Annotated in this window: 17 protein-coding genes; 7 read left to right on the top strand and 10 right to left on the bottom strand. The window is 43.7% G+C overall.

Features of this window, described 5'->3' with window-relative positions; translation table 11 throughout:
* Positions 1-9 precede the first annotated feature (9 nt).
* Positions 10-2,730 carry an ImpA family metalloprotease gene (locus B7360_RS11640; RefSeq protein WP_085343554.1) on the top strand — a complete coding sequence of 907 codons (2,721 nt, stop codon included), beginning with the start codon at positions 10-12 and terminating at the stop codon, positions 2,728-2,730.
* 97 nt (positions 2,731-2,827) lie between these two features.
* Here B7360_RS11640 and xthA read toward each other — a convergent pair whose 3' ends face one another.
* From xthA to dinG, 5 genes are all read right to left on the bottom strand, one after another.
* Positions 2,828-3,634 carry an exodeoxyribonuclease III gene (xthA, locus tag B7360_RS11645; protein ID WP_085343555.1) on the bottom strand — a complete coding sequence of 269 codons (807 nt, stop codon included), beginning with the start codon at positions 3,632-3,634 and terminating at the stop codon, positions 2,828-2,830.
* A 94-nt stretch (positions 3,635-3,728) separates the two neighbouring features.
* Positions 3,729-3,893 carry a pleiotropic regulatory protein RsmS gene (gene rsmS, locus B7360_RS11650; RefSeq protein ID WP_085343556.1) on the bottom strand — a complete coding sequence of 55 codons (165 nt, stop codon included), beginning with the start codon at positions 3,891-3,893 and terminating at the stop codon, positions 3,729-3,731.
* Positions 3,893-4,438: a primosomal replication protein gene (locus B7360_RS11655; RefSeq protein WP_012841995.1), complete on the bottom strand. Its 546-nt coding sequence runs from the start codon at positions 4,436-4,438 to the stop codon at positions 3,893-3,895. The genes rsmS and B7360_RS11655 overlap by 1 nt, the downstream gene beginning before the upstream one ends.
* Positions 4,435-5,220: a TSUP family transporter gene (locus B7360_RS11660; protein ID WP_005390688.1), complete on the bottom strand. Its 786-nt coding sequence runs from the start codon at positions 5,218-5,220 to the stop codon at positions 4,435-4,437. The genes B7360_RS11655 and B7360_RS11660 overlap by 4 nt, the downstream gene beginning before the upstream one ends.
* Positions 5,221-5,234: 14 nt before the next feature.
* Positions 5,235-7,310, bottom strand: a complete 2,076-nt coding sequence (dinG, locus tag B7360_RS11665; RefSeq protein ID WP_085343557.1) for an ATP-dependent DNA helicase DinG — start codon at positions 7,308-7,310, stop codon at positions 5,235-5,237.
* 515 nt (positions 7,311-7,825) lie between these two features.
* Here dinG and B7360_RS11670 point away from each other — a divergent pair.
* Positions 7,826-8,905 (top strand): porin, encoded by a 1,080-nt coding sequence (locus tag B7360_RS11670; RefSeq protein ID WP_005378424.1) that lies wholly within the window; start codon positions 7,826-7,828, stop codon positions 8,903-8,905.
* A 76-nt stretch (positions 8,906-8,981) separates the two neighbouring features.
* The gene (locus B7360_RS11675; RefSeq protein WP_085343604.1) at positions 8,982-9,659 is read left to right on the top strand and encodes a DUF2057 family protein; all 678 of its coding nucleotides are present in this window, start codon (positions 8,982-8,984) and stop codon (positions 9,657-9,659) included.
* Positions 9,660-9,744: 85 nt separating this feature from the next.
* On the opposite strand, the gene B7360_RS11680 is transcribed toward B7360_RS11675, so the two are convergent.
* Positions 9,745-10,446, bottom strand: a complete 702-nt coding sequence (locus B7360_RS11680) for a pseudouridine synthase (protein WP_085343558.1) — start codon at positions 10,444-10,446, stop codon at positions 9,745-9,747.
* A gap of 311 nt (positions 10,447-10,757) precedes the next feature.
* On the opposite strand from B7360_RS11680, the gene B7360_RS11685 reads away from it, so the two are divergent.
* Complete coding sequence (locus B7360_RS11685; RefSeq protein ID WP_085343559.1) at positions 10,758-12,983, top strand: NADP-dependent isocitrate dehydrogenase; 2,226 nt, start codon at positions 10,758-10,760, stop codon at positions 12,981-12,983.
* Positions 12,984-13,170: 187 nt separating this feature from the next.
* Here the strand turns inward: B7360_RS11685 and cspD are convergent, their stop codons facing one another.
* Positions 13,171-13,389, bottom strand: coding sequence for a cold shock domain-containing protein CspD (cspD, locus tag B7360_RS11690; RefSeq protein ID WP_005378407.1), 219 nt, complete (start codon positions 13,387-13,389; stop codon positions 13,171-13,173).
* A gap of 704 nt (positions 13,390-14,093) precedes the next feature.
* On the opposite strand from cspD, the gene clpS reads away from it, so the two are divergent.
* Positions 14,094-14,414: an ATP-dependent Clp protease adapter ClpS gene (gene clpS / locus B7360_RS11695; protein WP_031780157.1), complete on the top strand. Its 321-nt coding sequence runs from the start codon at positions 14,094-14,096 to the stop codon at positions 14,412-14,414.
* 50 nt (positions 14,415-14,464) lie between these two features.
* Positions 14,465-16,732: an ATP-dependent Clp protease ATP-binding subunit ClpA gene (clpA, locus tag B7360_RS11700; RefSeq protein ID WP_085343560.1), complete on the top strand. Its 2,268-nt coding sequence runs from the start codon at positions 14,465-14,467 to the stop codon at positions 16,730-16,732.
* Positions 16,733-16,871: 139 nt separating this feature from the next.
* Here the strand turns inward: clpA and infA are convergent, their stop codons facing one another.
* From infA to aat, 3 genes are all read right to left on the bottom strand, one after another.
* On the bottom strand, positions 16,872-17,090 hold the full coding sequence (gene infA / locus B7360_RS11705) for a translation initiation factor IF-1 (protein WP_001040192.1): 219 nt from the start codon (positions 17,088-17,090) through the stop codon (positions 16,872-16,874).
* A gap of 81 nt (positions 17,091-17,171) precedes the next feature.
* A complete protein-coding gene (locus tag B7360_RS11710; RefSeq protein ID WP_085343561.1) occupies positions 17,172-17,873 on the bottom strand; it encodes an arginyltransferase in 702 nt (233 codons plus the stop codon).
* On the bottom strand, positions 17,870-18,577 hold the full coding sequence (aat, locus tag B7360_RS11715; protein WP_085343562.1) for a leucyl/phenylalanyl-tRNA--protein transferase: 708 nt from the start codon (positions 18,575-18,577) through the stop codon (positions 17,870-17,872). The genes B7360_RS11710 and aat overlap by 4 nt, the downstream gene beginning before the upstream one ends.
* Positions 18,578-18,616: 39 nt before the next feature.
* On the opposite strand from aat, the gene B7360_RS11720 reads away from it, so the two are divergent.
* Positions 18,617-19,093 (top strand): glycine zipper 2TM domain-containing protein, encoded by a 477-nt coding sequence (locus B7360_RS11720; protein ID WP_085343563.1) that lies wholly within the window; start codon positions 18,617-18,619, stop codon positions 19,091-19,093.
* Positions 19,094-19,252 lie beyond the last annotated feature (159 nt).

The raw sequence follows: 19,252 nt of genomic DNA on the forward strand, positions 1-19,252 counted from the left end.
TAAGTAAAAATGAAAAAAACAATTCTATCGTTGGGCATTGCCGCCCTAGCCACAGGATGTGGTGGGGGAGAGGGAGAATCACAACCTAATGCTCAAGTAAAACCAACGCCAGATCCAGTTCAACAAGCTCTGGAAACTGGTAATGCACTGCTCGTTTCTGACCCGAACGATTTCATCCGAGAAAGTCGGCAAGTTGTGGAAGGGCATAAGAAACAGTCGAATACGATCAAATCTGCAATTGCGAAAAACCTTTCTGGCCTTTATTGGGATCCAACCCATGATGCAGCGATCTTGGCACCTCAGTATGGGTTCAACGACACCATCTTGATGACCAACAAGGCCATGGCCAACGGTTATAAAGATCAGGCGTTGTCAATTGGCGTTGCTGGAGAAAAAGCTAATGGTCAACGTTATGCGCTATTAGGTAGTAATCCATTTAGAACGGCACAACGCTTTCCCGAGTCTTCGAATGCAGCGATGACTCAATGGCTAAGCAACCTGGTCACTTGGTTGTCAGGCGGAACTACTTCAAACGTTGTCATCGCGCAAATGGATCAGTCTTATTACTTCCCTGATGAGCAAGCGACTCGGAATTGGCTGAAAGACAATGTTTCACAAGAGTTGGCGTTTAATGAGGCCGACCTATGCGATGGTTCAAAGCTACTTAGCTGCTTGCAAACCAATACTCCAAACTTATTGATCTTGTCACAGCATCTGCAATCTGGCGACACCAACCAACAAGTACTCGATGCTCTGGCATACGCTGAGCAAGCCCAAATTCCTGTTCTATACCTGCATTGGGGTGGAGGACTAACTGAACTTGGCAGAGACATTTTGGAAAAATTCCATGTTGATTATGTGGGAGATAACTATTGGCGTAAGTTAGGCTTGGTTGATTGGGCGCCTTCATCACTCATGAACTTCGTGCCAGAGTCTGTTGCTACGCAACAAGCGCTGTTGTCTCGTTTTGAATCTCAAAACTTCAATGTTGACTTGTCACAGTGTGATGACAAATCTTGTCCTGACACTGCGAATATGGAAAGTCAATTTTATGCAGGGGCAAACAGTATTCGCCATCGGTTGAAAAAGCTTGATGAACAAAAAGTAGATTTGTTTAATCAAGATGGCTACCAATACGAAAAACTCATGGTATTGCTGGCTGATCACTATCGTCAAACGGTTGTGTTCCCAATGGACAAACAATCAACCCAAACGACCGAATTCCTAAAGTCGTACTTTGCCGATTACGTGCAATACAACAGCCGAAGCGTAAACCCAAAACAACCAAATATGGGGAACTTCAGCCGTAGTGAGTTTAGCCCTGAAGTAAAGAGAATCAGCGCAACGATTAATATGGAATCAAAGCGTAACTTCCGCTCTGCTGGTGTGTATGCGCTTCCTGGGGAGACCTTTACGGTCACGCGCAATGACAGTAATGAAGTGACGACTAAAATTGTCATCAACAGTTTAAGAAGTGGCGCAACTCATGAGTTCAGCAAAGATGGATACACGCGACCAAAAATGCTGACTTCTTTCGCCTATGAGGTGAAGCCGGGTGAAACCATCACGCTGACTTCACCTTATGGCGGGCCTATCCAGGTTCACTTTAACAATAATGATGTACCAGTAGCTCTAACATTTAGCCATGTAGCGCAACACCCTGTATGGAGAAGTGAAAAGGATAACGATGCGTTTATTCAGGAGCTTGAAGCGAATTTGTTCGATTGGGCCGAACTGATCACGCCTGGATTTGAGGTACATTCTAAACGTGACAAAATGCTTGAATCTGTCAACGATGAGATGTGGTCGACACCAGCTGAAATGGCGCTGGCGACAGAAGAGTATGTTCATAACTACCCACATGTCTTGGCTGGTTTCCAAGGGCCGGGTATCGATGAGGTTCCGGAAATTATCCAGTATGCCAAAAAACAAGGTTGGGAAATCGCCAATATTGATATGGTGAAGCATATGAACGCTGACCAAGCGACGTGTGGTTACGGCTGTTCTGGTAACCCATACGATGCTTACTGGTCATTCAGCCCACTCGGTCACGGTGATTTACATGAGCTTGGTCATGGCTTGGAAAAAGGTCGATTCCGATTTGCAGGCTGGGAAGGGCATTCAACGACTAATTACTACTCGTATTACAGTAAGTCTCGTTTCTTCCAGAATACGGGGAAAGTTTCAACTTGCCAAAGCTTAGATTTCAAAGGCCAGTTTGAATTATTGCAAGCAAGCCGAACTCAAGCGGATCCAAACGCTTACATGGCAGCGAAAAATCAAACTGGTTGGAGTTGGGGAGCTCGCGTTTACATTCAAATGATGATGGCGACGCAGCATGAAGGTGTACTGCAAAATGGTTGGCATTTATTGGCGCGATTGCACCTGATTGAACGTGAGTTTAACCGCTTGAAATCGGATGATGCGCTTTGGCATGAGAGACGATTGAGTATTGGTTTCACCAACTACTCTCGTGAAGAGGCAAATAGCATCTCAAACAACGACTGGTTGCTTATTGCTCTGAGCTACATCTCTCAGCGAGACATGACGAGCTATTTAGATATGTGGGGCTTCTCGTTCACAGAAAAAGCGAAACAGCAGGTTGTGGCGCTGAATCTACCGCCGATGCCTCTCACTTACTTTGCAAGCAGCAATACCGGCTACTGTCTGAACGAATTTGCTCAAACGCCAGTCAGTGTTGATGGTCAAACGGTTTGGCCGCTGAACTAGCTGAGTAGAAAGTAACTTGCATGAAAAAGGGAGACAGAGTCTCCCTTTTTCATGGGGTAAGCTTAGCGTTGAGTCCCGCTTATTGCTCAGTTATGTATTACTTGAACGTCGACCAAATTGGAGCGTGGTCTGAAGGTTTTTCAATACCGCGTAATTCATAATCGATCCCCGAGTCAATACATTTTTTCGCGAGAGAAGGGGTCGCCAAAATGACATCAATTCGTAGACCTCGGTTATCATCAAACCCGCGAGAGCGATAATCAAACCACGAGAATTTATCGTTCACTTCTGGATATAGCTTGCGGAAGGTGTCCTCAAAGCCCCAATCTAGCAAGGTTTTCAGCCATTCGCGCTCTTCCGGTTGGAATGAACATTTACCTGTTTTTAGCCAACGCTTACGGTTTGGTTCGCCGATACCGATATCTGCATCAATAGGGCTAATGTTGATGTCACCCATAACAATCAATTGCTCGTCGCTATTGTGATGATCGTTTAGGTAAGTCATCAGATCTTTATAGAACTGACGTTTGTATGGGAATTTTGTTTCGTGGCTGATGTTATCCCCTTGAGGGAAGTAGCCGTTTAGCACCGTGACCTTTTCGCCGTTTTCATTTAAAAACGTTGCCATGATCATGCGCTTTTGGTGCTCTTCGTTATCCGTCGGGAACCCTTTTTGTACGTGTAGAGGTTCTTGCTTACAAAGCATTGCGACACCGTAGTGCGCTTTTTGACCATGGAAATACACTTTGTAGCCCATGGCTTCGACAGCTTCAATCGGGAATGCTTCATCGTGAACTTTAATTTCCTGAAGGCCAATCACATCTGGTTGGTGTTTGTCGATTAGCGCTTGGAGTTGGTGCAGTCGCGCACGTAGTCCATTGATGTTAAAGCTGATTACTTTCATTGTTTATCCTTTTTGAGGGCGTACTTTTTTATGAATAGTATCATTGTGCAAGAGCACTGAAAACGAGTCTCGGTGAAAGGAGCGAAACGTTGGGCTACTTTGTTTTTAATTTGTTTTCTAAGTCGCTTTGCACGATCTTCAAAGCGTTAAGCGCAACTTCTGGATCTATCTCATTGCTCTCAAGTAAATAGATCAAATCGACAGCCAATTTGATCTCTTCAGGTGCGTCATCTAAAGGCGAGGTTGGTTGTTCGGCCATTATTGGTGTTTTTCCCTATGTGTAATTTGGTTCTCTAGTTTCAGAAGCGCTGCCTCACAACGTGCCAAACGTTGCTCGGTCGCTAGTAACACTTTCTGAGCCTCGGCACGCATAAAACTAGGAGCGGTTTCGACAGCACGTTCTTTTTCTAACACCATTTCGCGCAAGCGTCTTGCCCACTCTTGGTGTTGAGCGAGTTCCTGATAAAGCACGTTAATAGGCTTGCGGAAATGGCTGCTATGTTTGATCTCATTCTTGCGAATTTTGGTGGTAGAAATCTCGCGTTGAATCGCACCTATTTGCGCTACTAACCGTTCAGTGAGGTACTCAGCACGCAAAGCGGTGAGCTTACCTTCATTTTGCTCACGCACAATCGCATCCAGCGTGGCTTTTGCTTCTTTTACGCAAGGAGTAAGTAAGCGAGAGCGACAACCAAATAAGCGCTCATCAAAAAGCGGAACATGGTGTTCGCCTCTTTGACGGTCAAGAACAGCGGCTTGCTTCGCCATTTGTTCTAGGTTTTCCTGGAGTTGAGAAATGTTCATGACAAACCTACAAACCATGCGTCATAAGCCAATTTTATGGCCAGTATACTGACGACAGTAACAAATACAGGGCGAATGAATTTAGAACCAAACCGAATGGCGGAATGCGCGCCAACAAAAGCGCCAGCCATTAAACATACCCCCATTGTTAAGCCTAGCACCCAGTTGATATGACCGAGGACTGCAAACGTAATCAAAGAGGTAAAGTTGCTGGTAAAGTTCATTGCTTTTGCTAAGCCAGAGGCGAGCAAGATATTCAGCCGATACAGAGCCATTGAACTTACCGTCCAAAAAGCCCCAGTTCCAGGCCCTGCGAGCCCGTCATAGAACCCTATGGATAATCCTTGCATGTACTGTTTTCTATGAAGTTTTGGGCAAGGCTCGGGAATTGGACTTTGATGAGGAGAGTGCGGTGTTTTATGGAAGACGGTGTATAACGCCGCCGCTAAAATAACAAGAGGTAACCCTTTTTCTAGCCAATCCGTGCTAATCGCGTCCACAAGTAGGGTACCTAATGTTGCTCCGACAAGCGTCGCAACAAATGCTCTTCCCCAGCATTGAGGCTTGAATAAACGTTTCTTGTAGTACGTAAATGCCGCAGTAGAAGAGGCAAAGGTAGCCGCAAGTTTATTGGTGCCTAGTGCAATATGGGGCGGCAAGCCCAACGATAGTAGAGCAGGTACGGTTAGCATGCCACCACCACCGGCAACTGCATCAATAAATCCAGCGACAAAAGCGACAAGCGCCAACACCAACAGCATAGTTGGCTCAATCATTTCCATAAATGGTGATTCTTCTAATATTCTATTTTACGTTTAAATGGAGGTAGTGAGTCGATTAAGGCTTGTCCGTATCGCTTAGTGACTAGGCGTCGATCAAGAATCGTTACTCTACCAGAATCTCTCTCTTTACGCAGTAAGCGACCTACGCTCTGGATCAGCTTTTTGCTTGCGTCAGGTACAGTTATTTGCATAAACGGGTTCCCACCTTTTTTCTCGATATATTCGGAGTGAGCCTGTTCGACAGGAGAGGTTGGAACACCAAATGGAATTTTTGTAATCACCAAGTTTTCAAGTAATTCGCCAGGTAAATCTAGCCCCTCAGAGAAACTGCCAGTACCAAATAAGATGCTGGTTTTATTTGATTCTATTAGCTTTTTATGTTTTTTTAGAATTTCTTGACGTGAGCTTTCACCTTGAACTTGCAACGCCCAGCCTTTTTTTATGAACTCCGAAGACAGCGCCTTCGCAACTTTGTTCATCTGCCAATAGGATGAGAATAATACTAAGTTGGCTTTCTTGTCTTCCAAGTACTTAGGCAATATCTCAATAAGATATTCAGTAAATTGAGGCGCTGGTGGTTCATATTTCATCGCAGGGATGAGCAATTCTGCCTGGTTTTGGTAATCGAATGGTGACGCAAGCGCTAAAAACTGTGTGCCTGATTCTGGTTTTCCATCAATACCAACCTGATGGCAAAAGTAATGGAAGGAGTTTAATGCACGCATCGTTGCGGAAACTAAAATGGCGCCAATGCACCTGCTCCAAATTTGTTGGTCGAGTTGCCATCCAATTTCAAGCGGAGAAACACTCACAATGAAATCACCCTCGCGATCGGGGTGGGTTTCTAACCAGCGAGCCAAAGGCGCACCTTTTTCACGAGTTGGCTCAGCCATCAAGCGCCAGACTTGCGCTAGGTTTTCTAACCTTTGAATGTAGAAGCCGAGCTCCGCAAGCGCTGGTTCAGCCAATCTTGTCGCAAGCTCCCCATCTTTTACTCTTTCCGCAATAAGGTCGGCAATTTTTGCCACACTTTGATTTGCTTTTTTACTGAACTGCTTTAACTCTTTGGATTGGTTCTCTAGCCATTCTGGTAGTTCACCGTGCTCAAAGCGGGCGATACTCTCTTCAAATTGAGCTGGATCGAACTGTTTAGGCAGTTGAGTCAGTGCTGGTATCAAGTTCTGAACCGCGTCTTGAAGGTCGTTGCGAAATCGAGCTACGCGCTTCTCGTCTGCGAGCGATGAAAACTTGCTAATCGACTGATTTAACTTCTCAAGCCATGCTGCCGCACCTTTTAAGCTCGCAGATGCTGAAGCATGATCGCGGGCGACATGAGGCAAGTGATGTGCCTCGTCAAAGACGTATATCGTGTTTTCTGGCTCAGGTAAGATTACTCCGCCCCCCAAGTCTGCGTCTGCCATGACGAGAGAGTGGTTCGCAATGATGACATCATTCTTATCCAACTCTGAGCGCGCTTTTTGGAATGGGCAGCCGCGATGGCCCGGTAAACTGTTATTGCAACTGTGTTTATCACTGACAATCAGTTGCCATAGCTTATCATCGATGGTTTTAGGCCAAGAATCACGGTCACCGTCCCATTTACCTTGCGCAAGAGAGCGATGCATTGTTTCCAACAGCTCTATATCTTTTTGCTTAGGCTTGGTTTCGAACATGGCTAACTGACCACCATCAGCGCCGCAAGCTGAAGCAAGTTTTTCTGCACAACAATAGCGTTGACGGCCTTTTGCCAAAATAAAAGAAAACTCTCGGTCGGTAATCCGACGAAAAAGAGGGAGGTCTTTATTTATGAGCTGTTCTTGCAGAGCTACGGTCGCCGTTGAGATAACCACTTTTCTATTGTTATGTACAGCCACGGGGATGGCAGCCATTAGATAGGAGAGCGACTTACCAATTCCAGTCCCTGCTTCTGCAACCAGTATTCGGTTAGATTTGTGGTACTGACCGCACAGCGTTTTTGCAATCTCTGCAACAAGGTAGTTTTGTGCTCTTCTAGGTACAAAGTTATCAAGTTGATCTTGCAGGTTTTGATAGCTATTACGAATCGATTTTTGAATGTTACTGGTCAGCATACGGGCCTCAAATGCGTTGGAGGCGAATAGTAGCACACATCACTAGTTGTACAGTAGTTCACAAAACGGAATGCTTTTATGAGGAATGTAGATCTTCTTCACAAAAAAATATTGAACCTTATCTAAATGAAATTAATTTCATTATATGAAAAATATAAAACTCCAAATATGATATTTGTGTGGTTTTTTATTCTGCATGTTGTGTTTTTTAATATTTATTTTGGGTTTAAAATCTCATTGTTAATGGTTTTATAAATTATGAAAAATCAAGAGGATTGATTAGATGTTCGTCGAATAAATAAAGATAAACTTTTCAAGTTATTGTTTTTAAATGTTATTTTTGTTTTTTTGCATTGGTATTTAGAAAATTTGACAGCCAGAATAATCTTTTGCACTCTTAGCTCCAGATTTTGAGAAGGCGCTGTATAACGTTTTGTTAACGCTCTATCTCAAACATATAAAAAAAGGGAACCAGACAAGGATATCCCGAACTAAGAAAAGGCAGTGGATTAATTATGAAAAAAACTCTATTAGCACTAGCTGTAGTTGCGTCTGCAACTTCAGTGAACGCAGCTGAAGTATTCAAATCTGAAGAAGGTTCTGTAGATTTCTACGGTCAGCTACGTCCAACTCTTCTATTCACAGAAAAAACTGATCACACAGCAGAGCTAAACACTAGCTCTTCTCGTACTGGTGTGAACGCAGTTTACGTTGTTGACGAAAGCCTAAAAGTTCTGGGTGAAGTTGAGATCGGTGTTGCTCTAGGTGACAACTACGACGCAGGTGCTGATTCAAGCGAGCGTACTGATGATTCAGTATACGTACGTCGCCACATCATCGGTTTTGATATGGGTGATATGGGTACTCTTCGCTTCGGTAAAGAAGGTACTTGGGCTGATGACGTATACTTCGCAGATTACTCTTACTTCTTCGGTGGTAACGCAGCGGAAACTGCATACGGTCACGCTTGGAACAACGATTCTCAAATCAAATACGCTTACGAAAATGACGCATTCTGGCTAAAAGCTGGTTACGCGCTAGGCGAAAAAGATTCTAACGAAGAAGTACTAGAAGTATTCGTTGGTAAATCTTTCAACGACCTATCTCTACACGCTGGTGTACTTACTGCGAACAACGACATCAACGTAACTAAAGAGAAAAAACTAGTTCTTAATGGTGTAGAGCAAACAGTTTCTCACACAGAGCGTACTGATAACGAAAACCTATCTTTTGAAGTAACTGCTGAGTACGCACTAAACGAGCACACTCTGGGTGCAACGTACTACTACAACGAAAACGAAGATAAACTAGGTAAATCAACAGTTGATTCACACTACATTGTTGTAGCTGGTATGTTCGCTGTTGCTCCTAAAACAACTCTATACTCTGGTTACGAGTACCTAGCTCAGTCTACTGACGAAGCAGGTAAAGTAGACGCAGACTCTTCTTGGTTCTACGCTGGTGTTGAATACAAGTTCTCTAAATGGGCACGTGTATTCGCAGAAGCGGGTTACACTTTCGAAGGTACTGACTTCGACAACAAAGATACAGACGACGCAACTAACTTCGGTGTTGGTGCTCGTTTCTACTGGTAATCAATACCCAGTTTGATATTGTAAGACCCAGCTATATGCTGGGTCTTTTACTATGAAGATAAGGATGAAAAATTCTATGCAGTTATCATTAAAAGTGGCAATGGCGTTGTCTATTTTTGCCAGTACAAACCTCTACGCTGCAACGACTTTAGTGGTTCCTGAAGACGTGAAGCTTTTAGCCGTCAACATGGAGAAACCAGATCTAGAAGGTGGTCTTTTTTCTAGTGAGAAGACAATCGAACTACCTGATGGAACGAATCAAATTGTCTTCAAATATCAACCTACATTCGAAATTAACGAAAACCTTAAGACAGTTTACAGTGACGTGATCATTGCTAAGTTTGATGTTGAAAATGAAAAACTAAAGTTTGAACTACCAGAGTTTAAAACTCTTCGTCAAGCGCAAAACAACATCTCACCTTTAGATTGGCAACTGCTGGACACCAAAGGTCAACCTATTGCTTTGGTCGAAGATGTATTAGAGTCAGATGGTGTTCAGATTGGTCGTAATTACCCTCAAGAATCTCGTAACTACAATATTGCAGGAGGTATCGCGAGTGTTGCCGTTAGTTATGTAACTGTGAACCAGCATCAGCAATCAGTAAGCGATATTGAGCCTCGAGTTGAGACTAGCGATACCCGAACAATAACAGTGGCTGAAGACAGTCCAATGGTTGATGTGTTAAAGACGATGTACCAGAAAGCGTCTCCGGCGGAAAAAGCGGCATTTAAAAACTGGCTTGCTGAGCAGTAATCCCTTAGTTCATTAGATAGGGCTTAACTGAAAAAGTACGAATCTAAAAAGCAGGCTTTGAGCCTGCTTTTATCTTTTCTGCCTATTAGAGAGAGATTTCTCTCCATTCACCAGGCATTAGGTCTTTAAGGACGATATCACCCATCGAATGACGAATGAGGCGCAAAGTAGGGAAGCCAATGTGCGCAGTCATGCGACGCACCTGACGATTTCTTCCTTCAATAATGGTAATGGCTAACCAAGTGGTAGGGATATTTGCGCGAAAACGAACAGGAGGAGTTCTGTCCCAGACTTGTGGTTCTGGAATCACTTCAACTTCGGCTGGTAGGGTCATACCATCTTTTAGCTCTACTCCCTTTCTCAATTTTTCAAGATCTTGCTCTAGAGGAGCGCCATCGACTTGAACCCAATAAGTCTTCGGGGATTTTGACTTTGGCTGCGTGAGCTTCGCCTGCAAGATGCCATCGTTAGTGAGCACCATCAAACCTTCGCTGTCTCGGTCCAATCGGCCAGCCGCATAGACATCTTTGATTGGGATATAGTCCGCTAACGTTTTGCGACCATCACCATCGGTAAATTGACTGAGCGTGTCGTAAGGCTTGTTGAATATAATGACTTTACGGTCTTTTGGATCCACTTTTGGCTTTTGGTTTCTTGCTGAGCGAACAGGGCGACGGTTTGTTTGAGTACGAGTCTTTGAGCTATTGCGAGCTCCTGAGTGTTTAAATCGGCCCGTTTGGGATTGATTGCGACCGCGACCTTTTTCATGACCTGTACGAGATGACATGTTAACTACCCTGCAAAAATGTAAATGAACTGTGTTTGAAAGTTTTAAGTTTTCTCATGATCGGATATGATTTGCGCGCCTAAAACTAACAAACGCGCACAGAATGATAGACTAATTCGTGTTATTTGTTTAATTATATCAGTGCACTCATGGATTCAGAGCTTAGAGCTTCATACTACAACAAAGAGTGCGAACCGCATGTGGCGTTAGTGAGGAGACATGTACTGCTAACGTGCAGCAATGCGTCAATTAAACCAACTCAGACGCTGAGTTGATCAGCCAACAAGTTGATTAAAAAATAGGGAAATTTCATGCCTACAGAAAAACCTACAATTATCTACACCATCACTGATGAAGCGCCGGCGCTAGCAACTTATTCATTACTACCAATCATTCAATCATTCACAGCATCGTCTGGCATCAATGTAGATACTCGTGATATTTCACTAGCAGGTCGAATTATCGCTAACTTCCCAGAGCATCTAAAAGAAGAACAGCGCATTGGCGATGCGTTGACAGAGCTTGGTGAACTAGCTCAAACTCCAGAAGCAAATATCATTAAGCTACCTAACATTTCAGCTTCAGTTCCTCAGCTTAAAGCGGCGATTAAAGAGCTTCAGGCGAAAGGTTACGATTTACCAAACTACCCAGAAGAACCGAGCACGTACGAAGAGAAAGCGATTAAAGCGGCTTACGACAAAATCAAAGGTAGTGCGGTTAACCCAGTACTTCGTGAAGGTAACTCAGACCGTCGTGCTCCAACTTCGGTTAAGAACTACGCGAAGAAAAATCCACATTCAATGGGTGCGTGGTCATCAGAGTCTAAGTCTCATGTCGCGAGCATGTCAGATAACGACTTCTTTGGGAGCGAAAAGTCGACAACCATCTCTGGCGCAACAGAGGTCAAAATCGAGTTCGTCGGTAATGACGGTACAGTTAAAGAGCTTAAGCCGGCTTTCCCATTACTAGATAAAGAAGTCATTGACACTTCAGTGATGAAGAAGAAGGCGCTGGTTGAATTTTTCGAGAAAGAGATTGCTGAAGCGAAAGCACAAGACGTGCTGCTGTCTCTTCATATGAAAGCGACAATGATGAAAGTTTCTGACCCTGTCATTTTCGGCCATGCAGTAAAAGTTTACTACAAAGACGTTTTCGATAAGTACGGCAAGCTGTTTGAAGAGCTAGGCGTTGATGTAAACAATGGCATCGGTGATGTTTACTCAAAAATTGAGTCTCTACCTGAAGCGCAAAAAGCAGAAATTGAAGCGGCCATTCAAGCGGTTTACCAAACTCAACCAGAACTTGCGATGGTTGACTCTGATCGTGGTATCACAAACTTACATGTACCAAGTGACATTATTGTAGACGCTTCTATGCCAGCAATGCTTCGCTCTTCTGGTCAAATGTGGGGACCAGATGGTAAACAAAAAGACACCAAAGCGATGATACCAGATCGTAGCTACGCAGGTATTTACCAAGCGGTGATTGATTTCTGTAAAGAGCACGGCGCATTTGACCCGACCACTATGGGTAGCGTGCCTAACGTTGGCTTAATGGCTCAAAAGGCAGAAGAATATGGTTCTCACGACAAGACGTTCATTCTAGATGCAGCGGGTACCGTTCGCGTTGTTGATACTGCGGGTAACGTATTGTTAGAGCAAGCGGTTGAAGAAGGCGATATCTTCCGTATGTGTCAGGTGAAGGACGCACCAATCCAAGATTGGGTTAAACTAGCAGTGACTCGCGCACGTGCAACAGGTGTTCCAGCCGTATTCTGGCTAGACGAAAACCGTGCGCACGATGCTGAACTCATTAAGAAAGTAAATACCTACTTACCAGAGCACGATACTGACGGTCTAGAGATTAAGATCCTATCTCCTGTTGATGCTTGTAAGTACTCGCTAGAGCGTATGAAAGCGGGTCTGGATACTATCTCTGTAACGGGTAACGTTCTTCGTGACTACCTAACAGACTTGTTCCCAATTCTAGAGTTAGGCACGTCAGCTAAGATGCTATCTATCGTTCCATTGATGAATGGCGGTGGTCTATTTGAAACTGGTGCTGGTGGTTCTGCTCCTAAGCATGTTCAACAAGTAGAAAAAGAGAATCACCTTCGTTGGGATTCTTTAGGTGAGTTCTTAGCACTAGCTGCATCCCTAGAACATCTAAGTGTGGTGGCAAACAACCCGAAAGCACAAGTTTTGGCGGATACGCTAGACAAAGCGACTGGTGAGTTTTTAGATACCAACAAGTCTCCATCACGTAAAGTGGGCGAATTAGATAACCGCGGTAGTCATTTCTACCTCGCACTTTACTGGGCGAAAGCACTTGCCGAGCAAACAGACGATGCTGATCTCGCTGTTGAGTTTGCACCGATTGCGAAAGCGTTGTCAGAGCATGAAGAAAAAATCGTCGCTGAGCTAAACAACGCACAGGGTGTGAAAGGAGAGCTGGGCGGTTACTACCTGCTAGACGATGCATTGGTTTCTAAGTTGATGCGCCCAAGCGAAACCTTTAACGCGATCATTAACAAGTAAAATAGATGAAAAGAGCACGTCGCTTTCGACTTGTTTCTTATTTTATCAATACTTTGTATGTGGTCTATCTGCATTTCATAAGCTACAAATAGTAAGAAACCCGCTATCTTGGCGGGTTTATTTTTCTCTTCAGAACATCAAAATGATGTTTCGAGAGCAATATTTTTATTTTTCGACAGCGCTCTAATTATTTGGCTTGACCTTCAAGAGGCACGACGCTACTCGCGTGACAGCCTTTGGGACCTTTTTCAATCTCGTATGAGACTTGTTGGCCTGCTTTCAGTGTACGATAACCGTCCATCTGGATAGTTGAGTAGTGGGCAAAGATATCTCCCTCTTCTTCATCTGAACAAATAAACCCAAATCCTTTGGCATTGTTAAACCACTTTACTGTACCTGTAGCCATGCTTTTACATCCCTCATGCATTTTTTACTGAGTTGTTACAACAACCAAGTTATACCTTTAACCTGGTACTACTATTGTCAGCGAACGCTAACAAACATCTAGTCAATGAGAAATCACATTCACCAAGCTGCTTAAAAACAAATGGATTCAAAATGACGATTTATGCATCAACACTTTCCACTGTAGTCAATGAATCCCGACAGTCAATAGCATTAAGCAACAAACAGAAACATAATTGAAAACAAATCACTTTTGAGATTAACAAATTTGCAAACAGTTTTTCGTATATACGCGGAAGTTTGGTCAATTAGCCTGCAAAGTAGTATTCACTGGAAAAACCATACTGTTCGTGTTGCTTATGATAGATGAATCCTCTAACTGAATAAAAAATGAAGTTTTCGTGATAATTACCCCATTCTCAGTTAGGAAGTGTGATCTCGGTAGAAGACTGAGAGATGTTTCGCAATAGCTCGGAGGGGGTAAAAAGAAAGTTATTTTATAAGTAAAAATGTGTAACTTATCGACAAGCATCTTTTATTTGCGCCCCCTCAAGACCTGCATTAGTCTCTATATTAGGTAGCAACTTTTATCGATCAAAGATCGAATTCGGTGCCATATCTCACTACACCGCGCTGCACGCTTGTGGTAGATTGTTTTTATAGGTCGAAAACATCAACCCTTTGATACGATATCTTTGAATTGCCATGAGTAAAAATTTTGAATGGGTCACTCCGGACTCTGATCTTCTGGAGCGAGAAAGTACGAAAGTTCAGCCACCTAAGCTGTACAATGTTGTACTAAATAATGATGACTATACACCTATGGATTTCGTCATAGAGGTACTTGAGCGATTCTTTTCACATGACATTGATAAAGCGACTCAGATCATGCTCAAGATTCACTATGAAGGAAAGGCAATCTGTGGCACATACAGTGCAGAAATTGCCGAAACAAAAGTAGCGCAAGTTACGATGTACGCAAGGGAAAATGAACATCCGCTACTTTGCACTATGGAGCAAGCGTAAACAAAGAAGACTTGCTCGAACAACCCAAGTTGTTTTTTCGGGAGGTACTTATGCTAAATAAAGAACTAGAGTTAAGCCTTAACGGTGCATTTGCTCGGGCGCGAGATAAACGCCACGAGTTTATGACTGTCGAACACCTCCTACTTGCATTATTGGAAAATGATGCAGCTAAGGAAGCCCTTTTAGCTTGTAAAGCGGATCTTGACGCTTTACGTAACGAGCTCGATATATTCATCGATCAAACTACGCCTCTTATCCCAGACAGTGATGAGACGCGTGAAACCCAGCCGACTTTGAGTTTTCAACGTGTGCTACAACGCGCCGTCTTTCATGTACAGTCGTCTGGCCGCAACGAAGTAACAGGTGCAAACGTGCTTGTGGCGATCTTCAGTGAGCAAGAGTCGCATGCAGCCTACCTATTGAAGAAAAACGACATATCCCGATTAGATATTGTTAACTTTATCTCCCATGGCATTACTAAAGCGTCAGGTGCAAGCGAAGACCCATCATCAGATTCGTTCAGTTCAGAGAGTGTTGAAGAGCCGAATTCTGAAGAACGTTTGGAAAGCTTTGCGACTAACCTTAATCAGGTCGCTAAAGATGGCAATATCGATCCACTGATTGGTCGCGATAAAGAGCTAGAGCGCACTATTCAAGTACTTTGCCGCCGCCGCAAGAATAACCCATTACTAGTGGGTGAAGCCGGGGTAGGTAAAACAGCCATCGCAGAAGGTCTTGCTTGGCGAATTGTAGAAGGGCAGGTCCCGGAAGTTATTCAAAACAGCGTGATTTACTCATTGGATATCGGTTCTCTATTGGCTGGTACTAAGTACCGTGGTGATTTTGAAAAACGCTTCAAGGCGATTTTGAAACAGCTTGAAAAAGAAGAAGATGCAATTTTGTTCATCGATGAGATACACACAATCATCGGTGCGGGTGCGGCTTCTGGTGGTCAAGTTGATGCCGCAAACCTTATCAAACCTCTACTAAGTAGCGGTAAGTTACGTTGTATCGGCTCGACTACCTACCAAGAATACAGCAACATTTTCGAGAAAGAGCGTGCGTTGTCCCGTCGCTTCCAAAAGATTGACGTTGTAGAGCCTTCTCTGGATGACACAACTAAAATCTTGATGGGCTTGAAGCCGAAGTACGAAGCACACCATGAAGTACGTTACACCAATAAAGCACTGCGTGCCGCGGTAGAACTTTCGGCGAAATACATCAATGAGCGTCATTTACCAGATAAAGCCATTGATGTCATTGATGAAGCTGGCGCTCGCAGTCGTCTTGCTCCTGCAAGCCGTCGTAAGAAAACGGTTGGTGTTGCCGATATCGAAGCGATGGTTGCCAAGATGGCACGAATCCCAGAGAAGTCGGTTTCTTCTTCAGATAAAGACATCTTGAAGAACCTAGATAGCAAGATGAAGATGTTGGTATTTGGTCAAGATAATGCGATTGATGCATTATCCGAAGCGATCAAGCTGACACGTGCAGGTTTGGGCGTGGATAACAAACCAGTTGGTTCATTCTTGTTTGCTGGCCCTACTGGGGTGGGTAAAACAGAGGTGACGGTGCAGCTATCTAAGCTTCTAGGGATCGAGCTACTTCGTTTTGATATGTCGGAATATGGTGAGCGTCACTCCGTGAGTCGCTTAATTGGTGCACCTCCTGGTTATGTCGGTTACGACCAAGGTGGCTTGCTAACAGACGCTGTTATCAAGCACCCACATTCAGTCGTATTACTCGATGAGATTGAGAAAGCGCATCCAGATATCTTTAATTTGCTATTGCAAGTGATGGATAATGGTACGCTAACGGACAACAACGGTCGTAAAGCAGACTTCCGTAATGTCATCCTCGTTATGACAACCAACGCGGGTGTGGCTGAAACTGAGAAGAAATCAATTGGTTTGATTCAGCAAGACAACAGTCACGATGCGATGGCGGAAATTAAGAAGGTATTCACTCCTGAGTTCCGTAACCGTCTTGATAACATCATCTGGTTTAACAGCCTTGATGAAAGCGTTATCCATCAAGTTGTTGATAAGTTTATTGTTGAACTGCAGGTGCAACTTGATGCTCGTGGCGTATCAATGGAGGTATCGCAAGATGCACGCCATTGGTTAGCGAATAAAGGTTATGATAAGGCGATGGGTGCTCGTCCAATGGGACGCGTTATCCAAGAGCAACTTAAGAAACCTTTGGCTAATGAATTGTTGTTTGGCTCTCTAGTTGACGGCGGCACTGTGAAAGTAACGCTAGTGAACGACACACTTAAATTTGAATATTTGAGTGAGAAAGAGGCAGCGATGCATTAATCGCTGCCCCGTAAGGGAAGTAAAAGCGCACGATTTTATCGTGCGCTTTTTGTTTGCCTGAACCTACTCGGAAATGAAAATCATGCAATAAAAAACGGAGCAAACTGCTCCGTTTTTTATTGCATCCGAAAATCAGAGATTAACGAGCGCGGAAGACGATGCGGCCTTTTGATAGGTCGTATGGAGTCATCTCTACAGTTACTTTGTCACCCGTTAGGATACGGATGTAGTTCTTACGCATCTTGCCAGAGATGTGAGCAGTCACAACGTGACCGTTTTCAAGTTCAACACGGAACATAGTGTTTGGTAGAGTGTCAAGGACCGTGCCTTGCATCTCGATTACGTCTTCTTTAGCCATTTAATCCTCTTTAGAAATTAGGCAATATTAGCGGGCTATATTCTGCCGCTAAATAGTAATTATGTAAAGTTGAGGCGTATTCTACCCTCGCCAACGCTGATTTACTAGCCTTTGGTGGCGTTGAAAGCGTGTTTTGTAGTTCATTGCTGGGCACTCATCAATCTGATAACCCAAATAAAGCCACTGTTGTCTGTTTTCTTGGCAGTATTTTATTTGATAGAGCACTGCCAAAGTGCCAAGAGATAACGGGTAGTCAGGGTCAAAAAAAGTATAAAACGCACTCGAACATTGAGTCATTACATCCGTTACCGCAATGGCGAGTAATTGATTTGACTCATCGTAAATATGTAAAAATGAAGTGGTCAACCAGCTGGTTTGGGCAAACCGAGAAAATTCATCACGCTTTGGTGGGTACATAGTGCCGTTTTTATGCCGTTTGCAGATGTACCGACTGTAAAGCTCAAACCATTCCTCATCCATTTCAGGTTTCATTTCCCAACGTAAAGGTTGTGCTTTACTGAGCAGCCTCTTCTGGCTTTTTGAGAGCGTCACATCCTGAATCGAGACTCGAATTGGCTGGCAAGCATTACAATGCTCACAGTGCGGTTTATATATGGTATCTCCGCTACGACGAAAGCCGTTGGCCATCAGCAGTTGATAGTTTTCTTCAGTATGCAGCCCTGCATCAAGTGCTACCGCCACGCGCTCTTGCCGTTCAGGCAAGTAACTGCAAGGGTGATTATTCGTTAATCCAATTCGAATATGTTGTATATCCGTACTCATACTGAATCCTGCAAAACTTGGGGCTTATAGGTATCAAATAGTGTTTGTTTTTCTCTTAAAGATAGTAGTTTTTGCATAAACTCGTTACGCTCTAGTTCAAATGCGCCAAGTGATGCTAAGTGCGAGTTCATAACCTGACAATCGATTAATTGACCTTGCTTTGACGCCAAATGGTTGCATAAGTACCACAATGCAATTTTAGATGCGTTATCTTTTAGGCTGAACATCGACTCTCCGCAAAAAAGTTGACCAACGCAGATGCCATATAGTCCCCCAATTAGCTCGTTGTCATGCCATACTTCTACAGAGTGACAGTGACCAAGTTTAGCTAACTCAGTGTAAGATGCTTGCATTTCCTCGTTGAGCCAAGTTTCCTCTGCAGGACGTGTTGATGAACATAGTCTAATCACTTCTTCTGTCGCGAAATTGAGCGTTACTTTATAGTTATGTTTACGCTGAAATTTTTTGAGACTTTTAGACGGTTTAAACGCTAAGGGATCAAAAACAGCGCGTGGGGAAGGGCTCCACCATAGAATAGGTTCTCCAGGACCATACCAAGGGAAAATGCCTTGATAGTAACCATTGAGGATTCTCATGGGATCTAAGTCACCGCCAAAAGCAAGCAAACCATTGGGATCGCTGAGTGCTTTATAGGGTGAGGGAAAGTTGAACGTTTCATCGAGTTCAGTTAAATAAATAGCCATAAGAAGTCGTTACCAACATTGGAGTCAGAGGAGTTTATGATGACCTGGTTAAGAAATATCGTAAAAGTATGGCTTGGGATCATACTGTTTTTACCACTTGTCGCCAACGCAGCATATGAAAGAAATGTTGCCAAGCCGGTAAATGAAGTGGTGTATGGGAAGATTGACTCTGTCCGTTATATTACTCAGCAAGAGGTCGTTCAATCGAAAAATAATGGTTGGAAAACGCTACTTGGTGCCACAATAGGCGGTTTAGTCGGCAATCAATTTGGTGGTGGTACTGGACGAGAAGTTGCGACGGCAGTGGGTGCACTTGCAGGTGCAGCGGTTGCACAAAATCAAAGTAATTACCAATACACGGTTGAATATAAGTTAGTTGAGCTACTCATCAAAGTGAAGGGCGACAAGCTGATTAATGTTATCCAAGATGTTGATAAAAATATGCTATTTAGTCGAGGGGATGAAGTTCGTATCTTATATTTTGATGATGGAGTTAGGGTTGATATCGCTTATTAATCCTACGTTATTTTAACCTAAGGTAGCCTAACCAGGCATGCACAGTAGGGCTGGCTTATCGTCAAATAAAGTCGAAATAGCTTGCTGTTTCGTCGTGCTTCTTTCGCTCTTATTTACATCGCTGGTAATGCCTTTAATTCTGTATCTTTAGGCTGCTTG

This window comes from Vibrio sp. ArtGut-C1 (assembly GCF_002105475.1).
GTDB classification, from domain to species: Bacteria; Pseudomonadota; Gammaproteobacteria; order Enterobacterales; family Vibrionaceae; genus Vibrio; species Vibrio diabolicus.

Excerpts from the sequence above, each read along its gene's own strand:
- B7360_RS11640 (WP_085343554.1), top strand. The coding sequence starts at position 10 with ATGAAAAAAACAATTCTATCGTTGGGCATTGCCGCCCTAGCCACAGGA.
- xthA (WP_085343555.1), bottom strand. The coding sequence starts at position 3,634 with ATGAAAGTAATCAGCTTTAACATCAATGGACTACGTGCGCGACTGCAC.
- rsmS (WP_085343556.1), bottom strand. The coding sequence starts at position 3,893 with ATGGCCGAACAACCAACCTCGCCTTTAGATGACGCACCTGAAGAGATC.
- B7360_RS11655 (WP_012841995.1), bottom strand. The coding sequence starts at position 4,438 with ATGAACATTTCTCAACTCCAGGAAAACCTAGAACAAATGGCGAAGCAA.
- B7360_RS11660 (WP_005390688.1), bottom strand. The coding sequence starts at position 5,220 with ATGGAAATGATTGAGCCAACTATGCTGTTGGTGTTGGCGCTTGTCGCT.
- dinG (WP_085343557.1), bottom strand. The coding sequence starts at position 7,310 with ATGCTGACCAGTAACATTCAAAAATCGATTCGTAATAGCTATCAAAAC.
- B7360_RS11670 (WP_005378424.1), top strand. The coding sequence starts at position 7,826 with ATGAAAAAAACTCTATTAGCACTAGCTGTAGTTGCGTCTGCAACTTCA.
- B7360_RS11675 (WP_085343604.1), top strand. The coding sequence starts at position 8,982 with ATGCAGTTATCATTAAAAGTGGCAATGGCGTTGTCTATTTTTGCCAGT.
- B7360_RS11680 (WP_085343558.1), bottom strand. The coding sequence starts at position 10,446 with ATGTCATCTCGTACAGGTCATGAAAAAGGTCGCGGTCGCAATCAATCC.
- B7360_RS11685 (WP_085343559.1), top strand. The coding sequence starts at position 10,758 with ATGCCTACAGAAAAACCTACAATTATCTACACCATCACTGATGAAGCG.
- cspD (WP_005378407.1), bottom strand. The coding sequence starts at position 13,389 with ATGGCTACAGGTACAGTAAAGTGGTTTAACAATGCCAAAGGATTTGGG.
- clpS (WP_031780157.1), top strand. The coding sequence starts at position 14,094 with ATGAGTAAAAATTTTGAATGGGTCACTCCGGACTCTGATCTTCTGGAG.
- clpA (WP_085343560.1), top strand. The coding sequence starts at position 14,465 with ATGCTAAATAAAGAACTAGAGTTAAGCCTTAACGGTGCATTTGCTCGG.
- infA (WP_001040192.1), bottom strand. The coding sequence starts at position 17,090 with ATGGCTAAAGAAGACGTAATCGAGATGCAAGGCACGGTCCTTGACACT.
- B7360_RS11710 (WP_085343561.1), bottom strand. The coding sequence starts at position 17,873 with ATGAGTACGGATATACAACATATTCGAATTGGATTAACGAATAATCAC.
- aat (WP_085343562.1), bottom strand. The coding sequence starts at position 18,577 with ATGGCTATTTATTTAACTGAACTCGATGAAACGTTCAACTTTCCCTCA.
- B7360_RS11720 (WP_085343563.1), top strand. The coding sequence starts at position 18,617 with ATGACCTGGTTAAGAAATATCGTAAAAGTATGGCTTGGGATCATACTG.